The organism is Microvirga sp. 2MCAF35 (assembly GCF_052115545.1).
Taxonomy (GTDB): domain Bacteria; phylum Pseudomonadota; class Alphaproteobacteria; order Rhizobiales; family Beijerinckiaceae; genus Microvirga.
This window is the reverse complement of the sequence record NZ_JBFRGW010000012.1, coordinates 33,603-48,592: the sequence shown is the minus strand read 5'-3', so window position 1 is coordinate 48,592 and position 14,990 is coordinate 33,603. Positions and strand designations below refer to the sequence as shown.

The window sequence follows — 14,990 nt, the reverse complement described above, 5'->3', positions numbered from 1 at the left end:
CCTACTCGGCTGCGATTGGAGTTAGCGCAGATTGCGCGGATCGGCCATCGGACGGCGTCTCGTGCCGGTCATTGGGGAAGATGCACGTGACCGTGGTGCCGAGGCCGGGCGTGGACGAGACCTCGATGCGCCCGCCATGCAGCTCCACGAAGGAACGCACGATGGACAGCCCCAGGCCCACGCCGCGATGGCGCGTTCCCAGCGTATGGCTCTCGAACCGCTCGAAGATGCGCGCCTTGATCTCGGCCGGAATACCGCGCCCCTGATCCTTCACGTCGAAGATCACCTCGCCGCCGCGCTTGCGCGCCGACACCTGGATGGTCTGGCCGGGCGAAGAGAAGCCGACCGCGTTGGAGAGCAGGTTGAACAGGATCTGGCGCACGCGCTTGCCGTCGGCCACGAAGGTACCGATGTCGTCCGGCGTGTCGATGACCAGGTTGAGCGAGGATTCCGCCAGCCGGTCCTCGAGCCCGCGCATGGCGGCCTCGATGGTGGAGCGGATGTCGACGATCTCCGGCGTCAGCTCCAGCGAACCGGTGTCGATGGACGCGAGATCGAGAATGTCGTTGAGGATCGCGAGCAGCGAGGCCGAGGAGCGCATGATGTGGTCGGCGTAGTCGCGCTGGCGCGGATTGAGGGCGCCCACCGTTTCGTCGCCGAGCAATTGCGTGAAGCCGATGATGTTGGTGAGCGGCGAGCGCAGCTCATAGGATACGTGGTGCACGAATTCGTCGCGCAGCCGCGAGGCGCGTTCCAGCGCTTCATTGCGCTCGGTGAGCGCGCGCTCCACGTTCACGCTCGCGGTCACGTCCGTGAAGCTCAGGAGCGTCGCGCCGTCGGGCAGGGGCTGCGCGGTGCAGTCGAGCGCCGTGCCGTCGTGGCGTTCAATGCGGCAGGTGAGGCCCATGCGCATGTCGGCGAGGCCCGCCACCGCGCCTCGAATGTCGATCCACGGCTCGTCCTGCGGCGCCAGCAGGCGGGCGGCCCTGATGATGGTGTCGATATGTGGGTTTTCCGCCGTCATCTCGGACGACAGGTTCCACATGTCGGCAAAGGCGCGGTTGTGCAGCTTGAGGCGCCCGTCGGAGCCGAATACGGCGACGCCTTCCTTCAGCGTATCGAGGGTCTCGGACTGCACGCGGGTCAGCGAATGCACCTGCGAAGCCAGCTCAAAACGTTCGCTCACGTCGTCGAACAGGTACGTGACGCCGCCCTGCGGATTGGGGTTGATGACCACGCGCAGGGTGCGCCGGTCGGGCAGGTGCCACCAGGTCTCCTGCTGCTCCACCGAGTGGTAGCCGTGCAGGAACTCGGTCTTCCAGGCGCGGAAATCCGCCTGCTCGGGAAGCTTGCGGCCGGTGCGCAGCTTGTCGAGCACCTCGCTGTCCGTGGGGCGCGAGGCCAGGAACGCGGCGTCGAGGCCCCAGAGGCGCTGATAGGCGGCGTTGCTGAAGATGAGATTCTGCGAGCCGTCGAAGATCGCGACGGCGGTCGGCAGCTGGTCCAGGGTGCGCACATGGGCGTCCATCTGGCGCTGCAGATCGGTGCGCACCGCTTCGAGTTCGGAGACGTCCACGGCGATGCCCGCGCTGCCGCCGGCCGTCGGACGTTCGATCACGTCGAGCACCGCGCGATGGCCTGCGACGACCGCCGTGACTCTCCCTGAGAAGGTGACGCCGGACAGGCGCTGCCGCCGCGCCTCGTCCCGGGTGCCCGTGCCGAGGAGTTCGAGGGAGCGGGCGATGGCGTCGTCGAGATCCCTGGCCTCGACGGAGCGCAGATAGGCCTGGTTCGCCCAGAGCAGCTTGTCGTCCGTATCGCGGATCCAGAGCGGATAGGCGACGTCGTCGAGCAGCATCGTCATGGAGCGCAGGTCGCTGCGCGCGACCGCGAGCTGGCCCTGAACCTTCATGAGCTCGGCCCGGTCGCCGGTCACGTCCCGCAGGCGCAGGAGCGCCCGCCCGCCGATGGTGCGGCCTTCCACGTCGACGAAGCGGCTGCCCGCGGTGCAGCGCCCGGTCAGGCGGAAGGCCTGGCCGCGCTCTTTCAGCTGTTCGAGGGCGCCCTCGACCGCCGTGGCGTCCGTCGGGGCGAGCCAAGTGCCGAAAGCGAGGGCGCGCTGGGCCGAGGCGTTCTCGCCGACGATGGTCGGATCGCCCTGGAAGCGCGGTTCCCCGTTCCGCCCGGGCCAGCTCACGAGGAGCTGGCGCTCCGACCCCATGAGGAGGGTCGCGAGATCGTCCGAGCCGCGCAGGGCGTCGAGCTCGTTGCGCAGGCGCCGTTCCCTCCGGGCGGCGCGCTTGCGCTCGTGCATCAGCAGCAGGGCGGCGGTGGTCGAGACGGCGACGAGGCCCATGAAGAGGCCGAAATAGACCGCATTGTGCAGATCGAAGCCGTTCAGGAAGCCGAGGAGGTCCGAGGCCCTTTCCGTGATCGGGAGCAGGAGATCATTGGCGAGGGCCGCCTGGGAGGTGCCGGTCAGGAGCGTCAGGGACAGGGGAACGCGGGCCGAACCGACGAGGGAGCCTTTCCCATCGCTGTTGCCGTCGTGACGCTCCCAATGCCCGGCCATGCCGTGCTGCCCTTCCTTTGTTGACGGCCGAAAACAAGGCCAAGTTGGATCGATCCCCGGCCACGCCTCGCGGCACTGCAGGGGTCAACCGTCTACGCATGAACGGAACTGCCGGCGCAGGTTCGAAGCCACAGCACAGCCGGTCGATTCGTGTTCACTCTAGACTACCCCCGACTCCGCCAGGAAGAGGGTTAACACCGGCTTAAACTTCCTTTGGAGAACCTGTGTGCAATTCCTCGAACCATATTGCATTTGTGACACACACATGCCGGTGCGACAGTTTGTTCGATTCGGTTGCCTCCTGAGAGTCGGGCCGATCAATCGCTTCCCTCTTCGTCATGGCCGGCCCTGTGCCGGCCATCTCGATCCGAAGAGCACAGTGTTTCAATCAATCGGGATCACCGGCACAAGACCGGTGATGACGCGAGAGGGGATGACCACGCATTTCCGGCCAGACACTGAGCAAGAAAAAGCCCGGCTTTAAGCCGGGCTTTCATTCATTCGCGAGGAACCGACCGATCAGTAGCGGTAGTGATCCGGCTTGAACGGGCCCTGCTCGGACACGCCGATATAGGACGCCTGGTCGGGGCGCAGCTTGGTGAGCTTCACGCCGATCTTCTCGAGGTGCAGCGAGGCGACCTTCTCGTCCAGGTGCTTGGGCAGGGTGTAGACCTTGCGCTCGTATCTGCCCTGCTGGGTGAAGAGCTCGATCTGAGCCAGCGTCTGGTTGGTGAACGAGGCCGACATCACGAAGGACGGGTGACCCATGGCATTGCCGAGGTTCACGAGACGGCCTTCCGAGAGCAGGATGATGCGGTGCCCGTCGGCGAACTCGATCTCGTCCACCTGCGGCTTGATGTTCGTCCACTTGAGGTTCTTGAGGCCGGCGACTTGGATCTCGTTGTCGAAGTGGCCGATGTTGCAGACGATGGCCCGGTCCTTCATGGCCCGCATGTGATCGAGGGTGATCACGTCCTTGTTGCCGGTGGCGGTGACGAAGATGTCGGCGCGCGAAACGGCGTCCTCCATGGTCGTGACCTCATAGCCTTCCATGGCAGCCTGGAGGGCGCAGATCGGGTCGACTTCCGACACCAGCACGCGGCAGCCGGCCTGGCGGAGCGAAGCGGCCGAGCCCTTGCCCACGTCGCCGAAGCCCGCCACCATGGCGACCTTGCCGGCCATCATCACGTCCGTGCCGCGACGGATGCCGTCGACCAGGGACTCGCGGCAGCCGTAGAGGTTGTCGAACTTCGACTTGGTGACCGAGTCGTTGACGTTGATCGCCGGGAAGAGGAGCTTGCCTTCCTTGGCCATGATGTAGAGGCGGTGGACGCCCGTGGTGGTCTCTTCCGACACGCCCTTGATCGACTGGGCGAGTTCGGCAAACCATCCCTTCGGCTTCTCGGAGAGCAGGCGCTTGATGAGGGCGAAGAGGACTTCCTCTTCTTCCGCGCCCGGCTTCTCGAGGAAGGCCACGTCGCCCTGCTCGGCGCGCAGGCCGAGATGGACCAGCATGGTGGCGTCGCCGCCGTCGTCGAGGATCATGTTCGGCACGCCGCCGCCATGCCAGTCGAACAGCTTGGCGGTGTAGTCCCAGTACTCCTTCAGGGTTTCGCCCTTATAGGCGAAAACCGGGATGCCGGCGGCCGCGATGGCGGCGGCGGCGTGATCCTGGGTGGAGTAGATGTTGCAGGACACCCAACGGACATCGGCGCCGAGAGCCTTGAGGGTCTCGATCAGCACCGCGGTCTGGATCGTCATGTGGAGCGAGCCGGCGATGCGGGCGCCCTTCAGGGGCTGCTTCGGACCGTACTCGGCCCGGACGGCCATGAGGCCCGGCATCTCGGTTTCGGCGATGGAGATTTCCTTGCGGCCGAAATCGGCAAGGCTGATGTCTTTGACGATGTAATCCTGCGCCATGATGGCCTCTCTTGCACCTGTTCGGTTGAATTGGCGCTGTCTCTACCAGAGACCCGCGAGCGAGGCAATCAAGATATAAAGATGTCTTTATATGTTATTTGCGTCGAGAGGTCCTGCCGCTGTCATTCCGGGGCGCCGGAGGCGAACCCGGAACCCATAACCGCTACAGCATCGGACCCAAAGGTGGACTTGCACTTTTGGGATACAATCCGATGCTTCCTCTTTCAATGAGAGCATCGTTAGGCCGGAAAACCGATCCACTTTTCGCTAGCGCGGCCCGCTGGGTCCGCACGATGCGCTAACGGGGCAGAAAGAGGTGTGACGCTGATCGCTTTTGCCTTCTATGCCGTGTTCATGGGTTCCGGGCTCCGCTACGCGGCCCCGGAAGGACAGTAGACGGCTATAAATCTGCTCTTATTCGTCCTCGCCGAACCTGTTGGCGAGAAGGTCGTCGATGGCCTGGAGGCAGGACTGGGCATCCTCGCCCTTGGCCGTGACGGTGATGGAGGTGCCCTGGGCGGCCGCGAGCGTCAGGAGGCCCATGATCGAGCGCCCGCCCACGGTCTCACCACAGCGGGTCACCGTCACGTCGGAGTTGAAGCGCTCGACGGTCTGGACGAACTTGGCCGAGGCGCGGGCGTGCAGGCCCCGGCGGTTGATGATGGGAAGCTCCCGGACCTCGGCTCCATCCGGCACGGGAGCCGGAGGGCAATCCTCATTGCTGAGCCTTTGCATGACGGTCACTTTCCGGAGAGAACGCGCGAGGCGATGTTGATGTATTTGCGCCCCGCCTCCTGGGCATGGGAGACGGCATCGGACAGGGCTTCCTCGTCGCGCACGGAAGCCAGCTTGATGAGCATGGGCAGGTTGATGCCTGCCACCACCTCGACGGAACCGTTCATGCAGGACAGGGCCAGGTTCGAGGGCGTGCCGCCGAACATGTCCGTCAGAACCACGACCCCATGACCCGAATTGACCCGGCAGACGGCGGCCATGATGTCCTTGCGCCGAGTCTCCATATCGTCGTCGGGGCCGATCGTGATCGTTTCAAGCTGCTCCTGAGGACCCACGACATGCTCGAGCGCGGCTTTGAATTCCGTCGCGAGCTGCCCGTGGGTGACGAGCACCATTCCAATCATAATGTTACAAGTCCGAACGCTCCGAGAGCGGAGCCGCTATTTTGTGCACTGCGAAGCCAAGCGCAAGAGCAATGAGAGGAAAAGTTCATCACAGTGTCACGACCGTGTCGCAAACACCACTCAGGCAGGCCAGGGCGACATCCGCCGAGATTGCACCGGCCTGCATCCGGATGCGAGGGACCATGACGCCGCAGAGCTCAACCTGCCTGTCTGGCTCTTCCGGATAGCGGGCAGGATCGTCGGAGAGGTCGATCACCAGGCGCACTACGGCGGCCCTCTCGAAAGGCTGGCGGACGATGCCGAGGCCGAACACCTCGATGCTGCCGCCGAGTGGTTCCACCGGCCATGCCAGGAGGCGGCCATGACGCAATTCGAGGCGAGTGCGGTCATCGCTGACCAGCCGGCCGAAGCGGCCCGCCCTGAGAGCGAGCGACACCACCTCGCGGGCCAGCGTCGATTTGCCCGATCCCGACGCCCCCCGGATCAGAAGGCCCGCCTCGCCGACGAGGACGCAGCCGGCGTGGATCGTCTCGCCCGCGCTCAAGGGGCTTTCTTCCCGGTGTCGCGCTTGGCCTTGTCCCTGTCCTTCTTCTCCTGCTCCTTCTTGGCCTTCGCCCCTTCGACGGGCAGGCGGATGACGAAGCGGGCGCCGAGGCGGGTGGGCTCGCCGTCCTCGTCGGGAGGACCGGGCCGGTTCTCGGCCCGGATCGTGCCGCGATGGGCCTCGATGATCTGGCGGGAGATGGACAGGCCGAGGCCGGAATTCTGGCCGAAGCCCTGCTCGGGCCGGTCCGTATAGAAGCGCTCGAAGATCCGGTCGAGGGCATCCGGCTCGATGCCGGGCCCGCTGTCCTCCACCAGGACCTCGACCTGGTTCTTGCGGCGGCGCATGGCGACGTTCACGGTTTCGTCGGGCGGCGAGAACGAGCGGGCGTTGTCGATCAGGTTGTTGAAGACCTGCCCCAGGCGGCTGTCATGGCCGAGGACCAGGAAGGCGTCCCGGCCCTGAGCCTGCCTTTCGATGCTGAGCGTGATGAGAGGGTCGTGGTCCTGGCGGCGCTCGTTGGCGACCGATACCACCGCGTCGAGCAACCGCATCATGTCCACCGGCTCCGCATCGGCACGGGCGAGTTCCGCGTCCAGGCGCGACGCATCCGAAATGTCGCTGATCAGGCGGTCGAGGCGCTTCACGTCGTGCTGGATGATCGACAGGAGGCGCTCTCGGGACTCGTCGCTGCGGGCGAGCGGGAGGGTCTCGACGGCGCTGCGCAGGGAGGTCAGCGGGTTCTTCAACTCGTGCGCCACGTCCGCCGCGAAGCTCTCGATGGCGTCGATGCGGTTGTAGAGCGCCCTGGTCATGTCGCGCAGGGCGCCAGAGAGGTGACCGATCTCGTCGGATCGGGTGGTGAAATCGGGAATTTCCTGCCGGGACTTCGTGCCCCAGCGCACCCGTTCCGCCGCCTCCGCCAGTCGCCGGACCGGGCCCGCGATGGCGCCGGCGAGGAAGAGCGACAGGACGATCATGACCACGGCCGCCACCAGGAAGACCTGGAGCAGGGCGAAGCGCTCGGACGCGATGATCGCGTCGATGTCGCCTTCCTGGGTCGAGAGCAGCAGAGCGCCCTGAACCGTGCGGAAGCGCTGGACTGGAACGGCCACCGACACGATGGTCTCGCCGCGGTTGTTGACGCGCACTACGCTCGATTGCTGGCCGGCGAAGGCCTGCTGCACCTCCGGCAGGGACTTGCCGTTGGCCGGACCGACCTCCTCCTGCACCGGACGCTTGGTGCGCCGGAACATCTTGCGGATGCTGTTCCAAGTGCGTTCGATGAAGCTCGTCGTATCCTCGACATTGGCGACCGGCGGCAACTCCATGCGCAGGATGTCGCCGCGGGAATAGAACGACCTGGAATCAAGCAACAGGGTGCCTTCCCGGTCGAAGATCCGGGCGCGGGTCTTGGTCGGGGTCACCAATCGGCGCAGCAGGGGCGCGACCCGTTCGGGGTTGATGGAGAACTCGAGCGAGGAGAAGGATTCGTCGTTGAACCGCTCGGTCTCTCCCGCCTGCATCTGCAGGAGCTGGTCCGGGTCGATGGTGATGGTGTTGGTCTCGACCGTGGCGGAGCTCGCGATCGCGCCCGCGATGATCTCGCCCTGGGTGAGAAGGCTCTGCACCCGCGCCTCGATGAGGCCTTCGCGGAACTGGTTGAGGTAGAGGAAGCCGACCAGCAGGGCCACGAGGCCGGCCAGATTGAGCACGACGATCCGGCGCGTCAGGCTCGAGGAGCCTCGCTGCACGATCATGCGGCCGAAATGTTTCAGCCGCGCCAGGATGCCCCGAGGGGCCGGCGGATCGTCGAACGCCGCCTCGGCGTGGATGGGGTCAGCCTTCATGCCACTCGTTCAAGTATGGCCCGGGTTGCCTTCCACCGGACCATGACCGTCTTTCCAGGTTGCTTGCGCGTCAAAGCGTCAGGCTTCCTTGAAGCGGTAGCCCACGCCGTAGAGGGTCTCGATCATTTCGAAACTCTGGTCAACCGACTTGAACTTCTTGCGCAGGCGCTTGATGTGGCTGTCGATGGTGCGGTCGTCCACGTACACCTGGTCGTCATAGGCCGCATCCATCAGCGCGTTGCGGCTTTTCACCACCCCCGGGCGCGTGGCAAGGGCCTGCAGGATCAGGAATTCCGTCACGGTGAGGGTCACCGGCTCGCCCTTCCAGGTGCAGGCGTGGCGCTCCGGATCCATCTTGAGCTGGCCGCGCTCCAGGGCCTTCGGGTCGGCCTCCTTGGGGGCGGTCTGGTCCTTGGGCGCGAACCGCCGCAGGACGGCCTTCACGCGCTCGACGAGCAGGCGTTGGGAGAACGGCTTCCGGATGAAGTCGTCGGCGCCCATCTTGAGGCCGAACAGCTCGTCGATCTCCTCGTCCTTGGAGGTCAGGAAGATCACCGGCAGGTCCGATTTCTGCCGCAGGCGGCGCAGGAGCTCCATGCCGTCCATGCGGGGCATCTTGATGTCGAAGATCGCCAGATCGGGAGGAGCATGCTTGAGACCGTCCAGGGCCGAGGCGCCGTCCGTATAGGTCTGAATGCGGTAGCCCTCCGCTTCGAGGGCGATGGAAACAGAGGTCAGGATGTTGCGATCGTCATCGACAAGGGCGATCGTTGGCATGAACTCTTCCTTGGTTTGACACAAACTATGTCAGATTTTCGTATCGTCTGACAACGCAGAAGGCCCTAAAACGTCCCCAACTGCGCCTTTCTCGTGGCGTAAATATGGTTTCCCCCGGCCATGGCCAGGGGGCGGCCACTGATAGTGGTGTCTAAAAGACGCCCGTTCAACCGCGGACGAACGATCCGCTGCGGTCGCGAGAGGATGGACCCTGCGCCTGTTTCCGTAACGACAGACATCGGATACCGGCTGAACAAGCCGGTCAATCATACGAAAGAACTCGAAAAATACCTTCAAATTCGAGGCATTGGGGCTGGCAGAGGTCTGGTTCTGGGAAAAATAGAATGCGATGAAATGGCCTGAGTTGACGGCACCGTCAGCTGACCTAAAGAAGGTTCCATGTTCAAGCGAGGCGGCAAAGTCTTGCCGGAATTGTTTGGCCTACCCCATGTGACGGTCATCGGACGGCGGCTGATCCGGCTGCGCGGCGACCGCCAACCAGGAGAAGTCTTCCGTGGAAAATATCGGCGTCTTCAACAGCGCACAGGGCGCTGAGGCCTCCGGCCTCCGCAATCTCAAACGAGTCTATTGGAACCTCGAGGCGCCTGCTCTCTACGAGCAGTCCCTGACCCGGGGCGAGACCAGGCTCGTGCAGGGCGGTGCGCTCCTGGCCGACACCGGCGTCCATACGGGCCGTTCGCCCAAGGACAAGTTCGTGGTGCGCGACGAGACCACGGAAAACACCGTGTGGTGGGACAACAACGGCGCCATCACGCCCGGCCATTTCGACACCCTGCTGGCCGACTTCCTGGCCCATGCCGAGGGCAAGGAGCTGTTCGCGCAGGACCTCTACGGCGGCGCAGATCCGGCCTACCGGGTCAAGGCCCGTGTCTTTACGGAATATGCTTGGCACTCGCTCTTCATCCGCAACCTGCTGATCCGTCCCGACCGGGGCGAACTCGCCGATTACGTGCCCGGCCTGACCATCATCGACCTGCCGTCCTTCAAGGCGGATCCTGCCCGTCACGGCTGCCGCACGGAGACGGTCATCGCCTGCGACTTCAAACGCAAGATCGTGCTCATCGGCGGCACGTCCTATGCGGGCGAGATGAAGAAGTCGGTCTTCACCTATCTCAACTACGTGCTGCCGGCTCAGAAGATCATGCCCATGCATTGCTCGGCCAATGTGGGCGACCGGGGCGACGTGGCCGTGTTCTTCGGCCTCTCCGGCACCGGCAAAACCACGCTCTCCAACGATCCGGCTCGCGTCCTGCTCGGCGACGACGAGCACGGCTGGACCCCGAACGGCGTGTTCAACTTCGAGGGCGGCTGCTACGCCAAGACCATCCGCCTCTCCCGCGAGGCCGAGCCTGAGATCTATGCCACCACCGAGCGCTTCGGCACGGTGCTGGAGAACGTGACCATCGACCCGGTCACACGCATCCCCGATTTCGACGATGCCTCGAAGACGGAGAACACGCGCTGCGCCTATCCTCTTGACTTCATTCCCAATGCAAGCGCCACGGGCCGCGCGGGCATTCCGAAGAACATCGTGATGCTCACCTGCGATGCCTTCGGCGTGCTGCCCCCCATCGCCAAGCTGACGCCGGCCGAGGCCATGTACCACTTCCTGTCCGGTTACACGGCGAAGGTGGCGGGCACGGAAAAGGGCGTGAAGGATCCTGAGGCCACCTTCTCCACCTGCTTCGGCGCGCCCTTCATGCCGCGTCACCCGTCGGAATACGGCAACCTGCTGCGCGACCTCATCGCCAAGCATCATGTGGATTGCTGGCTCGTCAACACGGGCTGGACCGGCGGCAAGTACGGCGTCGGCCGCCGCATGCCGATCCGCGTCACCCGCCGCCTGCTCACCGCGGCGCTCGACGGCTCGCTGTCCCGCGCCGATTTCCGCCGCGACCCGTATTTCGGCTTCGCGGTGCCGACCTCGGTGCCCGGCGTCGAGCCGCACATCCTGTATCCGGTGAAGACGTGGGCCAACAAGGCGGAGTTCGCCGAGACGGCCAAGCGCCTGATCGACATGTTCAACGAGAACTTCAAGCGCTTCGAGAGCCACGTGGATTCCGATGTCCGCTCGGCCGCCCCGCAGACCTCGATCGCCGCGTAACCGACATCTCGATAAACTTCTGACGGAAGGCGGCCTTCGGGCCGCCTTTTTGTTTGCCCGTCCCACCGGCAGCGCTTCCCACCCATGCGCTGCGGGAATTCCGACTCATCGAAAAGGATGTATGATGACAGGCAAATAAGATGGGGCGGCAGCCTCCTAATCCAGGTGGGATCCGCCCGTGAATCGATTGACCGGTGTCCTTTTTGCGATTGCCGCAAACGGGCTCTTTGCGACCAGCGACACCCTGGTGAAGCTCCTCTCGCTGCACTATCCGATCTTCCAGATCATCGCCATGCAGGCGGGCGTCGCCTGCATCGTGGTCGGCGTCGTGATCTGGCGCGACAAGGCGTACAGGCTTTCGACGATCCGCAATCCGAAGATGCTGATCGGGCGCGGATTCCTCGCCGGCGTAGGAACGGTCTCCGGGTTCTATGCCTTCTCGCTCCTGCCGCTTGCGGATGTCTATTCCATCACCTTCGGCTCGCCGCTCGTCGTCACGGTCGCGGCCGCGTGGCTCTTGGGCGAGCGCACCCCACCGGCGCGCTGGACCGCGATCCTCGTCGGTTTCTCCGGGATCCTGATCATGGTTCAGCCCGGTTACGCAGCCTTGTCGCTCGGCCACCTGACCGCCTTCCTCAATGTCTTCGTCGGAGCCGGCGTCATCCTGATCATGCGCACCATCGGGTCGCAGGAAAACCGCGCCATCATGGTCGCGGCCGTGATGGCGGGCCAGCTGACCGCAAGCCTGCCCGGACTTTCCCTGAGCCATGCTCCCGACTGGAGCGATGTCGGATTGGTCATCGTATCCGGCCTCGTCATGGTATCGGCGCAGTTCCTGATGATCGAGGCTCTGCGCCGGGCGCCGGCATCGAGCGTCGCGCCCATGCAATACACCAAACTCATCTGGGCCATTCCGGTCGGGCTGTTCGTGTTCGGCGACGAACCCAAGCTGCACGTTCTCGCCGGAGCCCTCGTGGTGATCGGATCGGTTCTGTATCTCCTGGATCATCAGCGCAGGGCCGACAACAGGATGATCCATTGCGACAGAAGCCTGTCCCCATGCTCCAAGCCGTCAAAGCAGACGGAATGAGAGCTCGATCGAGATCTCAGACCATCGTGTCCTGAATAACAAAGAACGGAATCCGCATCACGTGCCGGTATGTTTCGCCGGGACGCAGCACGGCGCAAGGGAAGTGCGGGATGTTCGGCGCATTCGGAAAATTCTGCGTCTCGAGCGCGAAGCCGGCATGCCTGTCATAGACGGCGCCGCCCTTGCCGATGGCCGGGACCTTGCCGAAATGGTTGGCCGTGTAAAACTGAACGCCCGGCTGGTTGGTCCAGATCTCCAGTCCCCGGCGTGAGACGGGATCGACCGCACGCGCGGCGCGTCGCAGAGGCTGGCCATTGTCGTTGAGACAGAAGTTGTGATCGTAGCCGGTTTCCGGGAGCTGCGCCGCATCGTCGATCACCGCGCCGATGGGCCGTGACGTCCTGAAGTCGAAGGCCGTGTCGGCGACGGGCGCGCGTTCGCCGGTCGGGATCTTGCCGGGGCCGACGGGTGTATAATGATCGGCGTCGATCAGGAGATGCTGGTCGCGGACATGTCCTGAATCGTGACCGGCGAGATTCCAGTAACCGTGATAGGCGAGGTTCACGATCGTCGGACAATCGGTCGTCGCTTCCATGACGATTTCGAGTGCGGGCTCGTCGGTCAGCCGGTACGTGACCGACGTGGTGACGGCGCCCGGATAGCCCTCGTCGCCGTCGGGCCGCTGCAATGTCAGGCGCACGGCCTTGTTCGCCGTGTCGGCTTCGCCGGTCCAGATCCTCTTGCTGAAGCCGCGAAAGCCGCCATGGATGTGGTTCGGTGCTTCGTTCGGCGAGAGGGAATTAGTCTGACCGTCGAGTATGAAGCGCGCATCGGCGATGCGATTGGCGTAGCGGCCGCAGATCGCGCCTGCCGAGCCACGATTCTGAACGTAGGATTCAGGATCGTCATAGCCGAGGACGATGTCGGCCTGCCGCCCGTCGCCGTCGGGAATGAACAGCCGGCTCAGGGCCGCCGCATAGGTGATGATCGTGGCGCGGACCTGGCCCGCCTCGATGTCGAAGGCTTCGACCGGCTTGCCGTCGATGGTGCCGAAGGTGGATGTCTTGATGCTCATGAGCTGACGCAAAAATGCCGGCAGCGCCGCGTTGCGACGGCACTGCCGGCCAGGGGGAGGATCAGTGGATCTCGGGCTCCGGCACGCCGCCGGATCCTTCCAGGAAGTCGAAGTCGCAGCCCTCATCCGCCTGGCGGATGTGCTGGGCGAAGAGTTTGTTGTAGCCACGCGGATAGTCGCGCGGCGGCGGCGACCAGGTGCGTAGGCGGTCCTTGATCTGCTCGTCGCTCACATGAAGGTGGATCGAGCGGTTCGGCACGTCGACGGTGATCAGGTCACCCGTGCGCACCGCTGCGAGCGGACCGCCGATATGCGCTTCGGGCGAGACGTGCAGGATGCAGGCGCCGTAGCTGGTGCCGCTCATGCGCGCATCGGAGATGCGCAGCATGTCGCGCACGCCCTGTTTCAGCAATTTCTTCGGAATCGGCAGCATGCCCCATTCCGGCATGCCCGGTCCGCCGATGGGTCCGGCGTTGCGCAGGACCATGATGTGGTCGGGTGTGACGTCGAGGTCGAGGTCGTTCACGGCCTTCGTCATCTCGTCATAGGTGTCGAACACGATGGCGGGGCCGGTATGCTGCAGCAGGCGCGGTTCCGCCGCAGGCGGCTTGATCACGCAACCCTTCGGGGCCAGATTGCCGCGCAGGATGGCGGTTCCGCCGGAGGCCGCGATCGGCTTGTCGAGCGGACGGATCACGTCGTCGTTGTAGACGGCGGCACCGTCCAGGGCGTCGCGCAGGGTGTCGGAGACGGTGCGCTCGTCGAGATGCAGCAGCGGTTCGAGGCGCGAGAGAAGGCCGCGAATGCCGCCGGCGATATGGAAGTCTTCCATCAGCCATTCACCCGAGGGGCGCACATTGGCGATCACCGGCACCTTCTGGGCGAAATCATCGAAGTCCTGCAGCGAAACCTCGATGCCGGCGCGGCCCGCCATGGCCACGAGATGGATCATCGCGTTCGTCGAACCGGCGAGCGCATTGTGAACCATCAGGGCGTTCTCGAACGAGCGCCGCGTGAGAATGTCGCTGGGTTTCAGATCGTTCCACACCATCTCGACGATCTTGCGGCCGGTGAGACTCGCCATGCGCGGATGGGCGGCGTCGACCGCCGGAATGGAGGCTGCGCCGGGAAGGCTCAGGCCCAGTGTCTCGACGATGGACGTCATGGTGGAGGCCGTGCCCATGGTCATGCAGGTGCCGGGCGAGCGCGCGATGCCGGCCTCCATGTCGTTCCATTGCTGGTTCGTGATGGTGCCGGCTTCCTTCTCGGCCCAGTACTTCCAGATGTCGGACCCGGAGCCCAGGATCGTGCCGGCATGGTGGCCGCGGATCATGGGGCCGGCCGGCATGAAGATCATCGGCAGGTTCATGCTGATCGCGCCCATGACGGTGGCGGGCGTCGTCTTATCGCAGCCGCCCATGAGCACCGCGCCGTCGACCGGATGGGAGCGCAGAAGCTCCTCTACTTCCATCGCGAGAAAGTTGCGGTAGAGCATCGTGGTCGGCTTGACGAAATTCTCCGACAACGACATTGCGGGAAGCTCGATGGGGAAGCCGCCCGCCTGCCAGACGCCACGCTTCACGTCCTCGACACGCGCACGGAAATGCGAGTGACAGGGATTGATGTCGCTCCAGGTGTTGATGATCGCGATCACCGGCTTGCCCATGAAGTCTTCACGCGCATAGCCCATCTGAAGCGTCCGGGACCGATGCCCGAAGGAGCGCAGATCGGTGACGCCAAACCAGCGGTAGCTTCTCAATTGCTCGGGCGATCGCTTGGCCATTCTTGTTTCACTCCCCGCGCCTGACAGCGCAAAAGCCATATGTCATACAACTTTGAAAATTCGTCGCCGTTTTAGGGCCGGCTGTCAAGTGCAGCCGACCCTTTTGTCGGGCGTG

General features: G+C 64.4%; 11 protein-coding genes. 2 read left to right on the top strand and 9 right to left on the bottom strand.

What is annotated here, in order from left to right; translation table 11 throughout:
* Position 1: 1 nt before the first annotated feature.
* From AB4097_RS08535 to AB4097_RS08505, 7 genes are all read right to left on the bottom strand, one after another.
* The gene (locus AB4097_RS08535; protein WP_442038443.1) at positions 2-2,572 is read right to left on the bottom strand and encodes an ATP-binding protein; all 2,571 of its coding nucleotides are present in this window, start codon (positions 2,570-2,572) and stop codon (positions 2-4) included.
* A gap of 519 nt (positions 2,573-3,091) precedes the next feature.
* Entirely contained in the window at positions 3,092-4,492 is a 1,401-nt protein-coding gene (gene ahcY, locus AB4097_RS08530) for an adenosylhomocysteinase (RefSeq protein ID WP_442038441.1), read from the bottom strand.
* A 414-nt stretch (positions 4,493-4,906) separates the two neighbouring features.
* Positions 4,907-5,227, bottom strand: coding sequence for an HPr family phosphocarrier protein (locus tag AB4097_RS08525; protein ID WP_442038439.1), 321 nt, complete (start codon positions 5,225-5,227; stop codon positions 4,907-4,909).
* A 5-nt stretch (positions 5,228-5,232) separates the two neighbouring features.
* Positions 5,233-5,631: a PTS sugar transporter subunit IIA gene (locus tag AB4097_RS08520; protein WP_442038437.1), complete on the bottom strand. Its 399-nt coding sequence runs from the start codon at positions 5,629-5,631 to the stop codon at positions 5,233-5,235.
* 88 nt (positions 5,632-5,719) lie between these two features.
* The gene (locus AB4097_RS08515) at positions 5,720-6,175 is read right to left on the bottom strand and encodes an HPr kinase/phosphorylase (protein ID WP_442038435.1); all 456 of its coding nucleotides are present in this window, start codon (positions 6,173-6,175) and stop codon (positions 5,720-5,722) included.
* Positions 6,172-8,025, bottom strand: coding sequence for a stimulus-sensing domain-containing protein (locus AB4097_RS08510; RefSeq protein WP_442038433.1), 1,854 nt, complete (start codon positions 8,023-8,025; stop codon positions 6,172-6,174). The genes AB4097_RS08515 and AB4097_RS08510 overlap by 4 nt, the downstream gene beginning before the upstream one ends.
* A 78-nt stretch (positions 8,026-8,103) precedes the next feature.
* Entirely contained in the window at positions 8,104-8,802 is a 699-nt protein-coding gene (locus AB4097_RS08505; RefSeq protein ID WP_099509738.1) for a response regulator transcription factor, read from the bottom strand.
* 514 nt (positions 8,803-9,316) lie between these two features.
* On the opposite strand from AB4097_RS08505, the gene AB4097_RS08500 reads away from it, so the two are divergent.
* Positions 9,317-10,927: a phosphoenolpyruvate carboxykinase gene (locus tag AB4097_RS08500; protein ID WP_442038431.1), complete on the top strand. Its 1,611-nt coding sequence runs from the start codon at positions 9,317-9,319 to the stop codon at positions 10,925-10,927.
* Positions 10,928-11,105: 178 nt separating this feature from the next.
* A complete protein-coding gene (locus tag AB4097_RS08495) occupies positions 11,106-12,017 on the top strand; it encodes a DMT family transporter (RefSeq protein ID WP_442038429.1) in 912 nt (303 codons plus the stop codon).
* Positions 12,018-12,033: 16 nt separating this feature from the next.
* Here the strand turns inward: AB4097_RS08495 and AB4097_RS08490 are convergent, their stop codons facing one another.
* Positions 12,034-13,092 (bottom strand): aldose epimerase family protein, encoded by a 1,059-nt coding sequence (locus AB4097_RS08490; protein ID WP_442038427.1) that lies wholly within the window; start codon positions 13,090-13,092, stop codon positions 12,034-12,036.
* 61 nt (positions 13,093-13,153) lie between these two features.
* Positions 13,154-14,875, bottom strand: coding sequence for an L-arabinonate dehydratase (araD, locus tag AB4097_RS08485; RefSeq protein WP_442038425.1), 1,722 nt, complete (start codon positions 14,873-14,875; stop codon positions 13,154-13,156).
* Positions 14,876-14,990 lie beyond the last annotated feature (115 nt).

Bases quoted from the DNA above. Each gene is read 5' to 3' on its own strand.
- AB4097_RS08510 (WP_442038433.1), bottom strand. From the start codon at position 8,025: ATGAAGGCTGACCCCATCCACGCCGAGGCGGCGTTCGACGATCCGCCG.
- AB4097_RS08505 (WP_099509738.1), bottom strand. From the start codon at position 8,802: ATGCCAACGATCGCCCTTGTCGATGACGATCGCAACATCCTGACCTCT.
- AB4097_RS08535 (WP_442038443.1), bottom strand. From the start codon at position 2,572: ATGGCCGGGCATTGGGAGCGTCACGACGGCAACAGCGATGGGAAAGGC.
- AB4097_RS08520 (WP_442038437.1), bottom strand. From the start codon at position 5,631: ATGATTGGAATGGTGCTCGTCACCCACGGGCAGCTCGCGACGGAATTC.
- araD (WP_442038425.1), bottom strand. From the start codon at position 14,875: ATGGCCAAGCGATCGCCCGAGCAATTGAGAAGCTACCGCTGGTTTGGC.
- AB4097_RS08490 (WP_442038427.1), bottom strand. From the start codon at position 13,092: ATGAGCATCAAGACATCCACCTTCGGCACCATCGACGGCAAGCCGGTC.
- ahcY (WP_442038441.1), bottom strand. From the start codon at position 4,492: ATGGCGCAGGATTACATCGTCAAAGACATCAGCCTTGCCGATTTCGGC.
- AB4097_RS08525 (WP_442038439.1), bottom strand. From the start codon at position 5,227: ATGCAAAGGCTCAGCAATGAGGATTGCCCTCCGGCTCCCGTGCCGGAT.